At 69.4% G+C, this 17,441-nt stretch carries 15 protein-coding genes, 1 tRNA gene and 2 pseudogenes; 5 read left to right on the plus strand and 13 right to left on the minus strand.

Annotated features, from left to right (window positions below; genetic code table 11):
- Positions 1-537: 537 nt before the first annotated feature.
- The 4 genes from ACIPEK_RS15570 to ACIPEK_RS15585 form a co-directional block, all read right to left on the minus strand.
- Complete coding sequence (locus ACIPEK_RS15570; RefSeq protein WP_401995750.1) at positions 538-1,377, minus strand: RimK family alpha-L-glutamate ligase; 840 nt, start codon at positions 1,375-1,377, stop codon at positions 538-540.
- Positions 1,374-2,309, minus strand: coding sequence for a RimK family alpha-L-glutamate ligase (locus tag ACIPEK_RS15575; RefSeq protein ID WP_401995753.1), 936 nt, complete (start codon positions 2,307-2,309; stop codon positions 1,374-1,376). The genes ACIPEK_RS15570 and ACIPEK_RS15575 overlap by 4 nt, the downstream gene beginning before the upstream one ends.
- A 644-nt stretch (positions 2,310-2,953) precedes the next feature.
- A complete protein-coding gene (locus ACIPEK_RS15580) occupies positions 2,954-4,405 on the minus strand; it encodes an MFS transporter (RefSeq protein WP_401995756.1) in 1,452 nt (483 codons plus the stop codon).
- Positions 4,402-5,349 carry a nucleoside hydrolase gene (locus tag ACIPEK_RS15585; RefSeq protein WP_383079873.1) on the minus strand — a complete coding sequence of 316 codons (948 nt, stop codon included), beginning with the start codon at positions 5,347-5,349 and terminating at the stop codon, positions 4,402-4,404. Before ACIPEK_RS15585 ends, ACIPEK_RS15580 begins: the two co-directional genes overlap by 4 nt.
- A gap of 426 nt (positions 5,350-5,775) precedes the next feature.
- Between ACIPEK_RS15585 and ACIPEK_RS15590 the strand changes: the two genes are divergently transcribed.
- Entirely contained in the window at positions 5,776-6,828 is a 1,053-nt protein-coding gene (locus ACIPEK_RS15590) for a LacI family DNA-binding transcriptional regulator (RefSeq protein ID WP_401995759.1), read from the plus strand.
- A gap of 228 nt (positions 6,829-7,056) precedes the next feature.
- Here the strand turns inward: ACIPEK_RS15590 and ACIPEK_RS15595 are convergent.
- The 4 genes and pseudogenes from ACIPEK_RS15595 to ACIPEK_RS15610 all read right to left on the minus strand — a co-directional run.
- Positions 7,057-7,328 (minus strand): annotated as a pseudogene (locus ACIPEK_RS15595) (RbsD/FucU domain-containing protein); the annotation flags it as partial.
- Positions 7,329-7,339: 11 nt separating this feature from the next.
- Positions 7,340-8,260 carry a ribokinase gene (locus ACIPEK_RS15600; protein ID WP_401995762.1) on the minus strand — a complete coding sequence of 307 codons (921 nt, stop codon included), beginning with the start codon at positions 8,258-8,260 and terminating at the stop codon, positions 7,340-7,342.
- Between the two features lie 29 nt (positions 8,261-8,289).
- A complete protein-coding gene (locus ACIPEK_RS15605) occupies positions 8,290-8,511 on the minus strand; it encodes a hypothetical protein (protein WP_401995765.1) in 222 nt (73 codons plus the stop codon).
- A 172-nt stretch (positions 8,512-8,683) separates the two neighbouring features.
- Complete coding sequence (locus tag ACIPEK_RS15610) at positions 8,684-9,700, minus strand: LacI family DNA-binding transcriptional regulator (RefSeq protein WP_401995768.1); 1,017 nt, start codon at positions 9,698-9,700, stop codon at positions 8,684-8,686.
- A 357-nt stretch (positions 9,701-10,057) separates the two neighbouring features.
- Between ACIPEK_RS15610 and ACIPEK_RS15615 the strand changes: the two genes are divergently transcribed.
- The gene (locus ACIPEK_RS15615) at positions 10,058-10,309 is read left to right on the plus strand and encodes a hypothetical protein (RefSeq protein ID WP_401995771.1); all 252 of its coding nucleotides are present in this window, start codon (positions 10,058-10,060) and stop codon (positions 10,307-10,309) included.
- Positions 10,310-10,334: 25 nt separating this feature from the next.
- Here ACIPEK_RS15615 and ACIPEK_RS15620 read toward each other — a convergent pair whose 3' ends face one another.
- Positions 10,335-10,517: a MerR family DNA-binding transcriptional regulator gene (locus tag ACIPEK_RS15620; RefSeq protein ID WP_401995774.1), complete on the minus strand. Its 183-nt coding sequence runs from the start codon at positions 10,515-10,517 to the stop codon at positions 10,335-10,337.
- Positions 10,518-10,663: 146 nt separating this feature from the next.
- Between ACIPEK_RS15620 and ACIPEK_RS15625 the strand changes: the two genes are divergently transcribed.
- Both ACIPEK_RS15625 and ACIPEK_RS15630 read left to right on the plus strand, forming a co-directional pair.
- Complete coding sequence (locus ACIPEK_RS15625) at positions 10,664-10,810, plus strand: hypothetical protein (RefSeq protein ID WP_401995777.1); 147 nt, start codon at positions 10,664-10,666, stop codon at positions 10,808-10,810.
- A 341-nt stretch (positions 10,811-11,151) separates the two neighbouring features.
- On the plus strand, positions 11,152-12,612 hold the full coding sequence (locus tag ACIPEK_RS15630) for an amino acid permease (protein ID WP_401995779.1): 1,461 nt from the start codon (positions 11,152-11,154) through the stop codon (positions 12,610-12,612).
- A 120-nt stretch (positions 12,613-12,732) separates the two neighbouring features.
- Here the strand turns inward: ACIPEK_RS15630 and ACIPEK_RS15635 are convergent.
- A tRNA-Leu gene (locus ACIPEK_RS15635) sits at positions 12,733-12,820 on the minus strand.
- A gap of 479 nt (positions 12,821-13,299) precedes the next feature.
- Between ACIPEK_RS15635 and ACIPEK_RS15640 the strand changes: the two are divergent.
- Positions 13,300-13,607 (plus strand): annotated as a pseudogene (locus tag ACIPEK_RS15640) (DUF2254 domain-containing protein); the annotation flags it as partial.
- 38 nt (positions 13,608-13,645) lie between these two features.
- Here ACIPEK_RS15640 and ACIPEK_RS15645 read toward each other — a convergent pair.
- Genes ACIPEK_RS15645 through eboE form a run of 3 tightly spaced genes read right to left on the minus strand, consistent with a single transcriptional unit; the run spans position 13,646 to position 17,437 of the window.
- A complete protein-coding gene (locus tag ACIPEK_RS15645; protein WP_401995782.1) occupies positions 13,646-14,797 on the minus strand; it encodes a sugar phosphate isomerase/epimerase family protein in 1,152 nt (383 codons plus the stop codon).
- A 49-nt stretch (positions 14,798-14,846) separates the two neighbouring features.
- Positions 14,847-16,265: a nucleotide pyrophosphatase/phosphodiesterase family protein gene (locus ACIPEK_RS15650; RefSeq protein ID WP_401995785.1), complete on the minus strand. Its 1,419-nt coding sequence runs from the start codon at positions 16,263-16,265 to the stop codon at positions 14,847-14,849.
- On the minus strand, positions 16,262-17,437 hold the full coding sequence (gene eboE, locus ACIPEK_RS15655; RefSeq protein WP_401995788.1) for a metabolite traffic protein EboE: 1,176 nt from the start codon (positions 17,435-17,437) through the stop codon (positions 16,262-16,264). Before eboE ends, ACIPEK_RS15650 begins: the two co-directional genes overlap by 4 nt.
- Positions 17,438-17,441 lie beyond the last annotated feature (4 nt).

Below are 17,441 nucleotides of genomic sequence, written 5' to 3' on the forward strand. Positions count from 1 at the left end.
CAAAGGTCCGGAACTCAACGGCCGACATCCTTCTGTGAGGGTGGCCGTTCCGAGACATGCCGTCTCAGCTCGACCACCGAAGCACGATGGTTGGCTGAGACGGTGTAACCCCTGGGAAGCGGCGGACCGTTATGGGTCCGCGCAGCCGCGAGGTCACGCCCTCAATCAGTTCTCGGATGATAAGGGACTCCAGGAGAGCACGCCAGAGTGTGGTCAAGAGCGAGGGTCGTCGGCCATCGCTCAGGGTGACCGCAGGGGTGACCCTGGCAGAAATACGCGACACCTCAACATGCGAGCCCACCAGTCTCAGACCCCGGGACGGGGACGCCCTTGTCCCTGAGGGCCAGGGCGAAGGTGAGCATGTCGTCGATGACCTTGGGCCGTCCGCCGTGGTTGCCGTCGGTAGCGTCGGTGGGCTCAAGCCCATCGGCGCTCAGCGCCGACGTGCCGTTGATGCGCGATCGCTGAGGGGCGCCGGTCTCTTCCGTGCCGCAGATACCGGGGTCGCTTCGCCAGCCCCGGTATCTGCGGGGTGTGTCAGGCCTCGTAGGCGGGAGGGCCGGGCCGGGGGCGTCGCAGTGCCAGGGCTGCCAGCGCCGCGGGGGCGCCCTTCGGTCCTCGGATGCCCGGGAAGGCGTTGATGTCGACGATGACGGGCGCCCCCTCGCGGTCCAGCAGGTCGACACCGTAGACATCCAGGCCGAAGACCTCGCCTGTGTGGTGGGCCGTTTCGGTCCAGGCCGGCGGCAGGTCACGGACCAGGGGCGCAGACTGCGCACCGTCCGGCGGGGCGCCCACCGGTGCGGGGCGCACCCCCGCGAACACCTCCCCCGCGATCACCCACAGCTTGTGGTCCCAGCCGCTGTTCGCGACGAACTCCTGCAGGACGACAGGCTCGTTGGGCCACTTGGCGGCAAGGTCCCGTAGCTCGGCCGGGCCGTCCACGCGGGCGACAAGGTCCGCGCGCCGACTGTGGCGGCTCTTGACCATGAGCGGATAGCCGCTCTCCGGCCGCTCCGCTCCGTGGAGGGCTTCGGACAGCGCGTCCAGGGTCCTGGTCCGGGGCATCGGCAATCCCGCGCCATCGGCCACGGTGGCGATCCGGCTCCTGTCCTGGCACAGCTCCGTCGCGGCAGCGGAGTTCACCACCCGGGCACCGTGTGCTTCGAGGAATCGGGCAAGCTCCAGTGCCCGGGGGGTATGAGCCTTGAGGAGGTAGACGTCGGCGAGATCATCCGGGATCACCAGTTCCGACGGGGATACGGTTCCGGTGTCCGGGTTCAGGAACGTCACCCGGTGCTCCGCCTCGATCAGTGCGGAAGAGGCTGCGGCAAGCAGCGGATGAGCCGGCTTGTCGGTCAGCAGACACACCCTCATATCTGGGCGGCTCCCGGTGCGGCCGCCAGCATGTCCGCTTCGGGGTGCGGGTGGGGCTGTCCGTGGGGGATCTGCGGCTGCGCGGGAATGCGCGGAGCAGGGGCGGGCACGCCAGTCCTGGCAGCGCCGCCCGTCCTGGCCAGGTCGAGGACGGCTCCGGCCAACCGGGATACGGCGTCGGGAACCTGACGGAAGCTCGGGAAGTCGTTGATGTCGACGATCACGGGGCCGTCGGGGCCGAGCACCACGTCGATGCCGTACAGATCGAGGCCGAAGACCGCTCCCACCTTCGCCGCCGCTGCGGCCACCTCGGCGGGCAGGGGGACGGCTCCCTCGTCGACCGGCCCGTCCGGGTGGAGCGGGGAGCGGCGCAAGGTCGCGTGGAACTCGCCCGCGAGACAGTAGACCTTCAGGTCGGAGCCCGGGTTGGACACGTAGGGCTGGGCGATGAGTTGGCCCTCCCCCGCCTGCTCCGCATCCGCCAGCCGCCCGGGGTCCGACACGAACCGTACCCCGCGCCCCGAACTGCCATCGGCGGGCTTGACCACCAGGGGGAAGAGCTCCTCGGGAACGTCCGCGAACAGCGTGGCCCTCGGTGCCGAATAGGTCACCGGAACCGGTAGCCCGTGCTGTCGCGCGATGACCGATGTGAGGACCTTGTCGCGCACCGCGCGGATCGACCGCGCATCGTTCACCGTGGTCAGGCCCACAGCCGCTGCGGCCTCCAGAAGGGTGAGCCCGGGGCCGCCGGACACCGTCTTGAGTACCCAGGCGTCATGGGTCCCCGCCCGCACCTCTTCCGAGATCCGCAGTAGTGAGCCTCCGGGGCGCACCACGTCCACCTGGTGTCCCCACGACGACAGTCGTCGGACCACGTCAAGCGGCATGCCGTCATGCCGGTACAGCTCTTCAACGAGGAAGCAGAGCTTCATCCCAATACCCCTCGGTGCCCCCATGACTGATGAGGGCACAACGGTGCCTTGCGGTGCTCTTCCGAACACCACCAAAAGGGCAACGCTACGTCACGCCCGCCCCAAAGCAACCGCCACCGGGTACTACTGATGGTGCGTTCGCTCATCCAAACAGATCTTCGTCGGGCGCGGTCACGGAGTGGATGGCCTTGCACCGGCCGAGTCCGCCGCCGGGTCACGGAGTACGGATCTGTCTTGTGGGGGCCGACATCGTGGGGCGCACGGGCCGACCCGCGGGTGTCCCCGGGGTCACGAGAGGGATGGGTTGGGCGAGTGGACCATCAGTACCGTCGACGGTTCACCGGGATTCTCACCGCATGCGTCAGCGCATACACATGATGGGCCGCTCCCGAAGAGGGATGCGGCCCATCAGCTGCGCGGAGTGCGCGGTGATCGCGCCAGAAACCGCGGTGACCACCGCGCAGACCCGTCGTCCGCGATTCGCACGCCTGGCGTCTGCCGGCCTTCGTCAGAAGAAGACGCCGCGCAGCAACAGGACGTTCGCTCAGCGTGCCGTGAACAGCCCCGGGAACTCAGCTTTCTACCGGCCGAGCTGATCCCGCTGCCCCGGCGTCGGCAGTGTCACGCCGGGGCAGCCGCGGCCGTCAGAGTCCGTCTTCCGCCGCCACCGGCTTGGGGATCAGGAAGGACGCCACGGTGGCGAGACCCAGCATGATCACGCCGGCGATCATGCTGGCGATGTAGCCGTCGGGTGATGCCGGGTCGGCGGGCTGGACCGCCGTCTGGACCGCGTAGAGCGCCGCGAAACTGAGCCCGGCACCGAGGTTGAACGCACCGGCGTTCAACCCGGGCAGGAATCCGGGGTTCTCGCGCGGGGACAGCACGATACCGAGGCCGTTGAGCATGATGTTGCCCACGCCCGCGTAGGTGATGCCGACCAGTAGCGAGGCCACGAGCAGCAGGGCACGCGACGGGTCGCCCAGGGTGAAAATCATCAGGACGACGGAGGCGGCCGCGCCGATCAGGCCCAGACGCAGGATGCGGCGGTAGCCGAAGGTGGCGGCGAGCCGGCCGGCGACGGGCCCCATGGCGAGCCCGGCCAGCGCGTACGGCGTGAGCGTCCACCACGCGGACTGTTCGGCGGACATGCCGAGCCCGGCGTGAGCGTCCTGGGCGAACGCCGGGATCAGCCCGTTCATGACGGCGAACACGCCGGTCATGGTGAGCACGGTGGTCAGCAGCGTCGCCCAGGTCGCGCGCTGCCGCAGGTGCCGGGTTGCGACCAGCGGGTGCCCGCTCCTGCCCTCGGTCCGCCAGAACAGGGCGAAGGCGATCGCGGCCACGACGACAAGGACGGCGAAGAGCAGCCAGTTCGCGGCGCCGAGCTTTCCGGCCTCGTTCAGCGCGATCAGCAGTGCTCCGACCGAGACGACCAGGAGTGTGACGCCGGGCCAGTCCATCCGGGACGCGGCGTCCGCCTTGGACTCCGGCGTCATGGTGGCGACCAGAACCGTGGCGATCGCCGCCACTACGGCCATCACCCAGAACACCGAGGCGAAGCCGTGGTTGTCGGCGAGGAACCCGCCGGCGAGGGAGTCGACCCCGGCGATGCCACCGTTGACGGCGGTGATCACGCCCAGCAGGGTGCCGTACTTCTTCGGCTCGGTGACCTCGACCCGCAGCATGATCAGGCACAGCGGCACCGTAGGCCCGGACACGCCCTGGATGATGCGGCCGACGAACAGCATCGGCACGTTCTGTGCCAGCGCGGCGACCACGCAGCCGACCGCCATGAGCACCATCATCGCGACCAGCACCCGGCGGCGGCCGACGATATCGCCCAGCCTCGGCAGGAACAGCGAGAACAGGGCCGCCGAGGTGAAGAACGCGGTCTGGGTGAGGCCGATCTCGGCCGTAGTGGCGCCCAGGCTGTCCTCGATGCTCTTCAGGGCCGGGCTGAGCATGCTGGCGTTCAGCTGGAAGGCGAAGCACGCCACGAGGAGCGCGGCGACCAGCACGCCCACCCGGACCGGGCGCCGGTCGGTGACCGGCGGCGGCCCGCCCGGGACGGCTCGGGTATGGGTGAAGACGTTCATTCGGCGCCGTCACCAATCCGCGTCAGGGCGTCCACGACGAGGTCCCAGAAGCGCTCGTGGTCGAGCTTGACGGCGACCTGGGTGTGGCAGTCGGGCGGGGCGGGCGCCCGGAAGTCGGTCACGGTCATGCCGAGGGTCAGCCCGCCGGTGAGCTCGATGTCCACCGGAGCCTTGCGCACCGTCATGACGGTCGGGTCGATGACGTAGGCGACCGCGCACGGGTCGTGCACCGGAGGGTGCTCGAAGCCCTGCGACTCGAGGTAGGTGGCGCCGAAGAAGTCGAGGAGCTCGCCCACGAACGCGGCCGGCTTGGTGCCGACCGCGGCGATCTTCTTCCGCACGTCCGGGGTCGCGAGCGCCTGGTGGGTCAGGTCGAGACCCACCATGGTGACCGGCCAGCTCTCGTTGAAGACGATGTGCGCGGCCTCCGGGTCGATGATGATGTTGAACTCGGCGACCGCGCTCCAGTTGCCCTCGTGGTAGCCGCCGCCCATCAGCACGACCTCGCGGACGCGGGAGGCGATGCGCGGCTCCTTGCGTACGGCGAGCGCGATGTTGGTCAGGCCGGCCGTGGGGACGATGGTGATCTCGCCCGGCTCATGGGACATCACCGTGTCGATGATGAGGTCCACGGCGTGACGTCGGTCCAGCTCCAGGGTCGGTTCGGGCAGCGCCGGGCCGTCGAGTCCCGACTCGCCGTGGATCTCCGGCGCCGTCTCGATGGTCCGCACCAGCGGCCGCGGACATCCCGCGGCGAAGGGAATCCCGGTGATACCGGCGATACGCGCCACGGACAACGCGTTGCGCGTCACCTTCTCCAGCGTCTGGTTGCCGACCACGGTGGTCACGGCGACCAGATCCACATCCGGGTTCCCGTACGCCAGGAGCATGGCGATCGCGTCGTCATGCCCGGGGTCGCAGTCGAGGATGATCTTTCTGGCCATCGGAAGAGCCCCTTCGCTCAGCTGAACAGTTTGAGATGGATCTCGGCCAGCGCCACAAAAAGGGCTACTGCACAGAGTGCGCCGGCACGGTCCCCGACCGCCGTCGCGGTCCACGCCGGCATGCGGCGCCGACCCGCGGGCGGGCAGCGAGACGAACAGGTACCGCGCACTCTTCCTTGATCACGCGGTGGGAAAACGATCTGGGAAATCGTTCTCCGAAGACTTTGCGCACCGACGCCCACGATGTCAATGGGTGAAGCCTTATCTCACGTTGTGACCCGTTTGGGGTGGCGGATCGCAGTCTGGGCACGGGGAAAGGCCGGTGATAACGTTTGCCGCCTCCCCACGGGCATCCGCCCGCTTCACGCGGCCGGACCAGACGAACAGGGCAGGCGATCCGAAGTGGCGGAAGTAACACTGCGAGACGTGGCTCGCCTGGCGGGCTGTTCCGTCGCCACGGTGTCCCGGGTGCTCGTCGGCAACCGCCCGGTCGGCGCGGAAACCGCCCGGCGGGTACGCGCGGCCGCCGACAGTCTCGGCTACCGGCCCAATCACGTGGCCCGTGCCCTGCGCAGCCGCTCGACAGGCACCATCGGCCTTGTCCTGCCGCAGATCACCAACCCGTTCTACCCGACTCTGGTGCGGGAGCTGACGCGCGCGCTGCACGTCCACGACCGTGCCGTGATTCTCGCCGACTGCGACGACGACCCGATGACCGAAGCGGCCCGGATCAACGCCTTGCTGGCCCGTCAGGTCGACGCCCTGCTGGTCGTCCCGGTCGACGAGAAACGCAGCGTGGCCGCGGTGACCGACGCGGCGGCCCGGGTGCCGCTGGTACTGCTGGACCGAGGCTGCGGCCCCGGCGTCGCCGACTCGGTGGTCGTCGACAACGCCGCCGGCATAAAGCTCGTACTGGACCACCTCGCAGCGTCGGGGCGTCGCCGTCTGTGCTTCGTCGGGGCGGCGGGCACCGCCTCGGCGGCAGTCGAACGCCGCGCCGCGTACGAGTCCGGCGTCGGCGCACTGGACCCGCGGGCGCCCGGACGTGTCGAACTCGGCGAATTCTCCGTCGAGTGGGGGCGTGCCGCGGTGGACCGGGTCCGCGCGCACCGCCCGGACGCCATCGTCTGCGCCAACGACCTCATCGCCATCGGTGCGCTGCAACGACTGCGACAGCTGGGAGTGGACGTCCCGGGCGAGATCGCCGTCACCGGCTTCGACGACATCCCCATGGCGAGCCTCACCGACCCTGGCGTGACCACCGTCCGCCAACCCGTCGCCGAACTGGCCGCAGAAGCCGCCCGGTTGCTGGACCGGCGGCTGGCCGGAGAGAAGGCCGGCCCGAGCCGCACGGTACGACTCGGTCCGGAACTCATCGTCCGCGGCTCCAGCACGACGGACTGCACCGATCCGGCCGACGCCGCGCCCGGCGCCGCCCCGGCGTGGGCCCGGGAATCTGCCGGAAACCCGGCGTCATGACCGCGACTGGAGCCCGGGGCTGACGGGTTGCCGCCCCGGGCATTCACAGGAGCCGCGGCCCCTGGGAGACAAGGAACGGGCGGCGCAGATCTTCCGGCGGTGTCCAGCGGTTGCCAAGGTGTCTTCCGGGAGCGGGAGGCGTCGACGGCGCACAGCAGTCGACCTGCCGCGTGGCGCCGCCCCTCCAAGGCGGCGCCACTACCCGTCTCCGCATCTTCCTGGAGCCCCGTGCGGTACGTGGGCGAGTACGGGGCGGCCCTCGTCCAGAAGCTGCGCGGCCTCCGGGTTGCCCCCCCGTACCTCGTGTGCCGCGGTTGCGCCCTCCACGACCAGTTGGTCCAGCAGTCCGTCGAGCACCTCGGCGAACGAAGTGACTCCGGCCCGGAAAGCCATGTCGACCAGGCGCGGGCAGGCCGGAATGTGCATGCCCACGCCGCTGATCAGCACCTTGTCACCATGCCCAACTCGGCGGGCACCCCGGCGAGATGACGGTTGAGCATTCCTGCCTACTTCACAGCGCGGAGACTTCCGCTGCGCTCGGGTAGGACTCCTGCGCGCCCTGCCGGGTGACGGCCGCCGCACCGACCCTGACGGCGAACGCGGCGGCCTCGGCGAGTTGCTCTCCCAGGCCGAGCCGCCAGGCCAGGGCGGCGGTGAACGCATCGCCCGCCCCCGTCGTGTCCACAGCCTCGACCTTGGGGCTCGGTACGGGTACGACGTCACCCGTACGGCCGTCGGCGACGAGCGCGCCCGCCGCACCCAGCGTGACCACGACCGACTGCGGGCCGAGCTTCAGCAGTGCTCGCGCCCACTCCTGAGGCGTGGCGCCGGCGGCTTCCCCCAGCATGTAGCGCGCCTCGTGCTCGTTGACGACCAAGGGGTCGCAGGCGGCCAGCACGTGATCGGGCAGGGGTGCGGGCGGGGACGGGTTCAGGACCAGCCTGGTACCGAGTGACATGACACCGACCACCTCGGCAACCGTCTCCAGCGGAATCTCCAGCTGTACGGACACGACCCGCGCCGCCTCGAAGAGGGGTCCGGCCGCCCGGATGTCCTCCGGGGTCAGCCGGGCATTGGCCCCCGGCGACACCACGATGCTGTTGTCGCCGGAGGGGTCCACGGTGATCAGCGCGACTCCGGTCGGTGCCCCGCCCACGAGGACGCCCTCGGTGTCCACTCCGGCCGCCCGCTGCGAGTCGAGCAGCAGGCGGCCGTGGGCGTCATCGCCGACCCGTGCCAGCAGCGCAGTGACGGCCCCGAGGCGGGCGGCGGCCACCGCCTGGTTCCCTCCCTTGCCGCCCGGGTGGACGGCAAGATCGGAACCGAGCACGGTCTCACCGGGTGCCGGACGACGTTCGACACCGATGACCAGGTCGGCGTTGGCCGAGCCCACAACCAGCAGGTCGTACCGGTAGTGGTCGTTGACGTGCATTGTTCCTGCTTTCCGAGGTCGGACGCTGCTCAGGCGCTGTTCGGGAGAAGTCGGCGACATTCTTCTCGGTGACTACCTTGAACCGGCACCTTCATCATGCTATCGACCTTCTTGCCCTTGCGGCCCGCGCCGCTTTCTGCACGGCGATCCTGCCCAGTTCCTTCGGCTGCGACTTCGGCCGCCTTCGCCTCCGCCTGGGCGCCCTCCTTCATCTGTACGAAGAAGGGGCTGTTGAGCATGGACAGCGACATGCCCGCCTTCGTATTGCCGCCGGGCGAGCCGGAGTCGGATTAGGCATGATCAGAACGCACGCGTCGAGGCTGAGCGCCTCGGCGATCTCCACCATCTGCAGCCGGGCGATGCCCAGTTCGCGCACCTTGGCCTTGCGTACGCCTTCGATGCGCAGCAACTCGACCTGGCTGCTCACAGGTTGCCCCTCCGGTTCGAAGCGTGCTCGCCGCAGGAACTGCGTACGACAAGGCGGGCGGGAAGGGTGACGGACTGCGGGGACCGCCCCTCGATGAGGTCGACCAGCGCCCGCACAGCGGCTCGGCCGAGTTCGCCGGTCGGCTGGGCGATGGCCGTGATCGGCGGGTCGGTATGCAGGAACCACGGGATGTCGTCGAAGGCCGCGAGCCCGATGTCCTGCGGGACGCGCAGCCCGCGTGCGCGAATCGCGTCCAGCGCGCCGAGTGCCATCAGATTGTCGGCGGCGAAAACGACCTCGGGCGGTTCGGGAAGGGCCAGAAAGCGCTCGGTGGCGCGGCGCCCGCTGTCCGCCTGGAAGTCGCCCTGCCCGATGTAGGTGTCGGGCAGCGCGAGTCCGTGCTCACGCAGCGCCTCGCGGAAGGCCTCGACTCGCTCGTTGCCCGTGGTGGCGGCCGGCGGGCCCGCGATGATCGCGAGCCTGCGGTGGCCGAGGCGGTGCAGGTGGGCGACCAGGTCCCGGATGGCGTCGCGGCCGTCGGCACGTACCACGGGGACGTCCGCACCCTGGATCCAGCGGTCCACGAAGACCATCGGTGTGCCGCTGCCCGCGGCGCCCGGCGTGAGCGGGGAGCTCCCGTCGGCGGGGGAGACGAGGAGTCCGTCGATCCGGCGGTCGAGGAGCGTGCGGACGTGATGTTCCTGCAGGTCGGGCTGCTCGTCGGCGTTGCCGATGATGACGCTGTAGCCGAGCGCGCGGGCCTCCTCCTCGACGAATCGGGCCAGTTCGGTGAAGTACGGGTTGAGTACGTCACTGATGACCAGGCCGAGGGTGCGTGTCTGATCGGTGCGCAGCGAACGGGCGACGGCGTTGGGCCGGTAGCCGAGGACGTCGACAGCTGCGAGGACGCGTCTGCGCGCGTCGGGGCTGACGGAGGGATGGCTGTTGAGAACGCGGGAGACCGTGGCGACGGACACTCCCGCCTCGGCCGCGACATCCTTGATGCTCGCCATTTCCGGACCACCTCCTTGTGGTTTCCGTGAGCCTCGAAACCAGCGGTCCAGAGTCATGGAATCGATTACAGCGATGATTGAAATCGATTACATGGCCGAAATCAAGACACCGCCGGACCTCCGAGACTGGATTGTGACCAAGACCGACCGGCAAATGGGGGGTGGAAGAAGGAGCGGGGCTGCGTGTGCAGCTGCAGGGCGGAGGAGGGAGGCAACGCGGAGCGTTGTCGACTGACGACAACGCCGGAGGGGGGCCCCTGGCTCTTAAGGCCTTGGGGGAGTGCGTGCCCAGCCCCGCGACGCCCCCCATTTGCCGGTCGGTGCGGCCGCCTCCTCGCGAAGGCCCAGCTCGACCACATGCGCACCACCGTTCCCATGGGGAAAGACGGCTACAACGCCGGCCTGGGAATCATCAGCACGCCACTGCCGTGCGCCCCGGCCCACGACCGTGTCGCCCGGGCCCACAGCGGTGCCATCCCCGGCTACGGGACCTGGGCCGCAGCCACCGACGACGGCCGCGCCGCCAGCGTCACGATGACCCTTGAACCGAAGACCAATGAAGCCGTGGAGCACCTTGAGAATGCCGTGGACGCGGCCCTGTGCAGCTGAACCACGCCTCCTGGCCAGTGCCGCATCAGGCAACGTTTGCCTGTAGCAGGTAGCGGGACGCGTCGCGGTCAGGCTCGGGGAGCAGCCCTTTGTCGTGATAGACGCGGATGGTCTTGATCGACACTCCGACGTACCTGGCCAGCTGCCCGATGGTGATCACCCGGTCATCGTCCCACTTGACCTTTCCCCTGGGGCAGGGTTGCAGCATGGCGTCATGACGCACACGAATCCCGTCGGGAGACCCTGCGCGAGCTGGCCGATGAGGGCAACGAGACTGCTTCGGACCGGCTGGCCGACCTTGCCGACGCAGCCGGCGACCTCGAAGAGCTGAGCGAGCTTTTGGATGAGGGATCCATGCACGCCGGGTTACTGCTCACTCGACGCGCGGCTACGACCGGCGACCTGCGCGAGCTGCAACGAATCTCCGACGCCGGGTACGACGAGGCCGGAAACGAGCTGGACCGGCTGCTGAAGGCACCGGCCGACAGGCATCGGGATTGAGACGACCGGCCGCTGCAGCCGCGTTCCAGGCCGCGGCGACCCGTCGCAGACCCGCCCGTGGACCACACCCCCGCCCGAACTCCTCGCACGGACCGAGGAGGCATTCGCCTGGTTCGGGGCCACGGGCAAGCAAGTCGGCCTGCCCCCGTGAGGACACCCTCTTGCTTACCTGTCCGTAACCTCTGAAATACCTCAGATTTGTTCCTGAGTGATGTAGGGCACTGCCAAAATCACCGGATTCCCGGATGATATGCCGTTGAGCCGTGCCACGGGTGACGACTCCGCGGTCCCGGCCATGGCCGGGACCGCCCACCTTCCCCCCACAAAGGCGAATCTCCTTCATGAGTGACCGCACCACTGCGGCCGATACGCTCGCCGCCGCCCCACCGGCGACGAGCTCCCCCCACCGGGACGCCGGCGACGCCGGTTACAGCAAGGACCTCAAGTCCCGTCACATCAACATGATCGCCATCGGCGGCGCGATCGGCACCGGCCTGTTCCTGGGCGCGGGCGGGCGACTGGCCGGTGCGGGTCCCTCCCTCGCCGTTGCCTACGCGGTCTGTGGTGTCTTCGCCTTCTTCGTCGTCCGCGCGCTCGGCGAGCTGGTGCTCTACCGGCCCTCCTCCGGTGCCTTCGTCTCGTACGCCCGGGAGTTCATGGGCGAGAAGGGCGCCTTCGCGGCCGGGTGGCTGTACTTCCTGAACTGGTCGACCACCGCCGTCGCCGACATCACCGCGGCCGCCACCTACGCCCACTTCTGGGCGATGTTCAGCGACATCCCGCAGTGGATCCTCGCGCTGATCGCCCTCGCCGTCGTCCTCACCGCCAACCTCATCTCGGTGAGGTACTTCGGTGAGATGGAGTTCTGGTTCGCGATCATCAAGGTCTCCGCCCTGGTGGCCTTCATGCTCATCGGCATCTTCCTGGTGGTCACCCAGCACCCGGTGGACGGTCACACGCCGGGCATCTCCACCATCTCCGACAGCGGCGGCATCTTCCCCACCGGCATGCTCCCGTTGCTGATGGTGATCCAGGGCGTCGTGTTCGCGTACGCCTCCGTCGAGCTCTGCGGCGTCGCCGCGGGTGAGACGCAGAACCCCGAGAAGATCATGCCCAAGGCGATCAACTCGATCATGTGGCGCGTCGGCCTCTTCTACGTCGGTTCGGTGGTGCTGCTGGCCCTCCTGCTGCCGTACACCTCGTACTCGGCGGACCAGAGCCCCTTCGTCACCGTCATGGACAAGCTCGGTATCCCGGGCGCGGCCGGTGTGATGAACCTGGTCGTGCTGACCGCGGCGCTCTCCAGCCTGAACTCCGGTCTGTACTCCACCGGGCGCATCCTGCGCTCCATGGCGCTGGCCGGCTCCGCGCCCAGGTTCACCGGCCGGATGAACAAGGGCCGGGTGCCCTACGGCGGCATCCTGCTGACCGCCGGTTTCGGTGTACTCGGTGTCGTGCTCAATTACGTCATGCCTGGCCAGGCATTCGAGATCGTCCTCAATTTCGCGTCGATCGGCATCCTCGGCACCTGGGGCATGATCATGCTCTGCTCGCTGCTGTTCTGGCACCGCTCACAGGACGGCAGGGTCACCCGCCCCTCGTACCGGCTGCCCTGGGCCCCGTACACGCAGATCGTCACGCTGGCGTTCCTCGCCGGGGTCGTGTTCCTGATGTGGTGGGGCGGCGGAGTGGGCCGTACGACCGTGCTGTGCCTGCCGCTGATCGCGGCGGCTCTGGTCGGCGGCTGGTTCGTCGTCCGGCGACGGGTGAACGGCCTCGCGCGGGAGCGCCAGGCCGTCTGATCCTCCCGGCTGCGTGGACGGCCCCGGTGGAAGCGTGAGGACGCTTCCACCGGGGCCGTTCCCATGCTCACCGAACCGTCCGGAAACGCAGAGAGACCCCAGTTGAACTGGGGTCTCTACTGGTGTCCGAGGGGGGACTTGAACCCCCACGCCCGATAAAGGGCACTAGCACCTCAAGCTAGCGCGTCTGCCATTCCGCCACCCGGACTAGGTGATCGGCCCCGGTCTCCCGCGGCGACAAAGAAAACAATACCAGGGGTTTGGGGCGCCTCTCACCTGCATATTCGGTGGTCAGTGCGGCGTGGTGGGCGCGCCCGTGGGGCCTGGGGAGCACTGCGTACGGTCCGCAGTCGCACGCGTACGCACAGTTCACCGGGCGTTTGCCGGGCGGCGTACGGGCGTGGTGGGGGCGGCCGGGCTACCTTCGCGGGCATCAGTGATCGCGGCTGCCGACGGCCCCGGCGCTGTCCCCCCTGCGTGACCATCTGCGCGATACGTTCTGGTTCGCTCCGACGGTGGGGCTGCTGTGCTCCTTCGCTCTGTGGCGGGGCGTCTCGGCGCTCGATGCGGAGATGTGCTGAAGACGACACCGATGAAGGTCATCATCGCCGAGCTGATGGTGGTGACGATGGTCCTGGCATCGTCGGCGAACCTGATCAGATCGCCGACTTCCTCGTAGGCCCGCTCGTGCAATCGCTGGCTGCCATGGTGCTCCTGCCGCTCGGGGCGGTGCAGCACCGGGACGGGGCGGGCGCGGTGCGGCTTGTGCAGGATGTGCCGGAGTGGACCGATCTCGTGGATCTCGCCTTCGAGGAGATCCGCAGGTGTCCCGGCGGATGCTCGCCGGGATCGACGATGTGGCGGCGCCGGCACCGGAGGACCGGAAGGGCGCGCTGATCAGGCACCGTACGCTCCTGGTGAAGGCGGTGGAGCGTACGGTGCCTGACGTCACCGGGCGGGCGTTCGCACCGCTCCCCGGTCTCCAGGAGTCCGGGGTGAGGCGCGGACCGCCGCTCCGGTGCCGCCGATGGTCCTACTTGCGCAGAGCCGCCAAGTTGTCGTAACCGGTCCGCGCATGGTTCAGGGACTGCGCGGGGACGGTCGAGCTCGGTGCGTTGTCCTGCTCGACCATCGGGTTGTGGTAGTTCTTCGCCCCGACGCGGCGGAAGAACGTCCGGTAGTCGATGACCCCGGTACCGAAGGGGACCATGTCGTAGCCCTGGCCGTTGGTGGTGTTGACGATGCCGTCCTTGGCGTGGAACAGCGGGTAGCGCTTGGTGTTGCAGCGGACCAGTGCCGCCGGGTCGAAGATGTTCTCCTGCTGCGATCCGTCGTGCGCCGTGTAGGTGTGGAACTTGTACTGGGCGACGTGCGCCCAGAAGATGTCCATCTCCAGCCACACGGACTTCGGGTCGGTGACCTGAAGGAAGTACTCCAGCTTGCGGATGCCGGAGCTGCGGGTGGGGCGGCCCTGTGCGTCCAGCGGACCGCCGTCGAGCAGGAAGCCGTAGGCCGCGTCGTGGTTGTGGGTGTACAGCTTGATGCCCGCACCCCGAGCGATGCGTCCCAGCGTGTTCCACTTGTCGGCGGCCACGTCCCAGTCGGCACGGTAGGCGCTGCCGGTGGGGTCGCCACCGGTGCCCATGTGTTCCATGCCGAGGATGTTCGCTATCTCGAGGTGGCGCTTGAACTGGTCCAGGTCGCTCTGGTTCAGCGGCCAGGACGACGGGATGAAGCCGTGGTTGCCCTGGGCGCGCAGACCGTAGTCGTCCAGCCACGAGCGCAGCAGCTTCGCGCCTTCCACCGATTCGAGGTTGCTTCCGCCGGGTGCGTTGGCGTGCTGGCCGTACCCGGCGAACTCGACCTGCTTGTAGCCGTAGCGGGCCAGTTCCCTGAAGACCTCACGGAAGCCCGAGGGAAGGTCGGTGCTGAGCGGATCCCGGCCCGTGGCGTCGCGCACGGTGTACAGGATGATTCCTCGTCGCTCCGCCGGGACCAGAGCCTGGCCGACGCCCTGCCCCTTGCCGGAGGCGGTCTGGGCGAGGGCCGGCGAAGCGCCGAAGGCGGGCGCGGCGATCGCCGCTGCCGCAGCGGCCGTGCAGGTGCTCAGAAAACGGCGGCGGCTGACGCCGAGGCTGCGGCGCAGGGCGCCGTCCGTTCCGGATTCGTCGTTGTACGCGGTCACGGTCTCTCTCCTTCTCGAAGATGCTCGAAACGCCGTGTGCGGACCGGTCTCATGCGAGGCCGGCAAGCGTGAGGAGCAAGGACTTCACCTCGGTGGCCCGGACGGGTCCGGTGAACGCGTGGGGGGTGGAGCACAGGATGAGCGGACCTTCTTCGTCGCTCATGGGGAGGCGGCCGTGGCTGCCGCGAACAGGTGACGGGTCCAGCGGTACGACCGCCATGCGGTAGCGCATGCCGAGCTTCTTGCGGGCGACGGCCGCGGCGGCCTTGACCCGGACGTACGGGTCCTGGGGGTCCAGGAAGAGTTCGACCGGGTCGTAGCCGGGTTTGCGGTGGATCTCGACGAGCTGCGCGAAGTCGGGCGCGCGGGCGTCGTCGAGCCAGTAGTAGTACGTGAACCAGGCATCCGGGTCCGCGACGGCGACCAGTTCGCCGGAGCGCGGATGGTCCAGGCCGTGTGCCTTCTTGCCCTCGTCGTCGAGGAGCTGCTCGATGCCCTGGAGGTCCTGGAGGGCTTCCCGGGTCGCTTCGAGGTCCTCGGGGCGACGTACGTAGATGTGGGCGAGCTGGTGGTCGGCGACGGCGAAGGCGCGGGAGGCCATCGGGTCGAGGTATTCCATGCCGTCCTGGGTGTGGACCTCCAGGAGACCGGCGCGGCGCAGGGCCCGGTTGATGTCGATGGGCCGGTCGACGCGGGTGATGCCGTACTCGGAGAGGGCGACGACGGTGCGGCCTTCGCGGCGGGCGTCGTCCAGGAGGGGTGCCACGGCCCGGTCGAGATCGGCCGCGGCCCGGTACGAGCGGGGGTCGTCGGGGCCGTAGCGCTGCAGGTCGTAGTCGAGGTGCGGGAGGTAGCACAGGGCCAGGTCGGGGTGGCGGGTGTCGAGGATGTGCCGGGTCGCGTCGATGATCCACTGGGAGGAGACGAGGTCGGCGCCGGGGCCCCAGAAGTGGAAGAGGGGGAAGGTGCCGAGTTTTTCGGTGAGTTCGTCGTGCAGGGCGGCCGGCCGCGTGTAGCAGTCGGGTTCCTTGCGGCCGTCGGCGTAGTAGACGGGGCGCGGGGTGACGGTGATGTCGGTGTCGGCGCCCATCGCGTACCACCAGCAGATGTTGGCGACGGTGTAGCCGGGGTGGGCGCGGCGGGCGGCGTCCCAGAGCTTATCCCCGGCGACCAGACCGTTGTGCTGGCGCCAGAGCAGGACGTCACCGAGCTCGCGGAAGTACCAGCCGTTGGCGACGATGCCGTGCTCGGCGGGCATGGTGCCGGTGAGGAAGGTGGACTGGGCGGCGCAGGTGACTGCGGGGAGCACGGTGCCGAGAGGGGCGTGGGTGCCGGACTGCCCCAGGGCCTTGAGGTGCGGCATGTGGTCGAGGAGCTGTGGGGTGAGGCCGACGACGTCGAGAACGAGAAGCGGGGTCGGTGCGGTGGGCGTGGTGGCCTGCGTGGTGGTCTGCTCGGCTGCGGTCATGGGAGCTCCTTGAGGCCGAGGTCGACCAGGAGGTCGCGGGCGAGGGTGAGTTCGGCGGCGATGCCGTCGGCGAGCTGGGTGCGGGTGCGCGGGCGCAGCGCGGCCGGTAACGCCTGCCAGGTGTACGTCTCGACCTCCAGGTGCCGGGTGAGGGGCCGGGCGCCGCCGACGAGCCGGGCCAGCGTGGATTGGAGAACGGGAAGAGTGGAGGTGAGCGGTGGTGCCGGGGGTGCGTGCAGGGGGACGTGGAAGTGGGCGCGCCACGGGGCGCCGTCGGGCAGGGCGCGGCCGGTGACCGCCTCGTCGAGGTCGTCGGTGCCGCGCAGCCCGGCGGCGGTGCTGGTGCGGGTCTGGTGGAGGAAGCGGGGCTCGGCGAAGGCGGCGAGTGCGCTGCGTACCTCGGGGAGGTGGGGGTGTTCGGCGTGCAGCGCGGCGGAGAGCTGGGCCTTGGCTACCGGGATGCCCGCTGTGTCGAGCGCGTCGACGGCGGTGTCGGGGTCCTCGAAGGAGGTGGCCAGATGGCAGGTGTCGATGCAGATGCCGATGCGCCGGTGTCCGACGGCGGTGAGCGGTGCGATGGCGTCGGCGGTGGTCTCGACCGTGCAGCCCGGCTCGGGTTCGAGGCCGATGCGGATGGACTTGCCGGTGAGCTCGGCAAGCGCGTCGAGGCGTTCTGCGAGGGTGGTGAGCGCGGTGTGTGCGAGAGCGGCCGCCTCGGCGTCGGAGTCGAACGGGGTGCGCCAGGCGATCGGGAGGGTGGAGATGGTCCCTTCGCTGACGTCGTCGGGGAGCAGACCGGCCAGGAGCCGGGCGAGGTCGGTGGTGTGGGCGAGCCGCTCCGGGTCCGTCCAGTCCGGCTTGTACACCCGGTACTTGACCTCGTCGGCGCCGAATCCCTCGTACGGGAAGCCGTTGAGGGTGACGACTTCCAGGCCGCGGTGGTCCAGCTCGGCGCGCAGGGAGCGCAGCTGTGACGGGTCGTTGATCAGGCTGCGGGCCGCGTCCCTGGCGAGCCAGAGGCCGATGCCGAGCCTGTCCCGGCCGAGGCGTTTGCGGACCGGTTCGCAGTGGTCGCGCAGTTGGGTGCGGACCCCGTCGAGTGTCTCTGCGGGGTGGACGTTGGTGCAGTACGAGAGGTGGACGGTGGAGCCGTCGGGGTGGCGGAAGCGCATCGCC

Origin of the sequence: Streptomyces sp. NPDC088246 (assembly GCF_044741025.1) — a bacterium.
Lineage (GTDB): Bacteria > Actinomycetota > Actinomycetes > Streptomycetales > Streptomycetaceae > Streptomyces.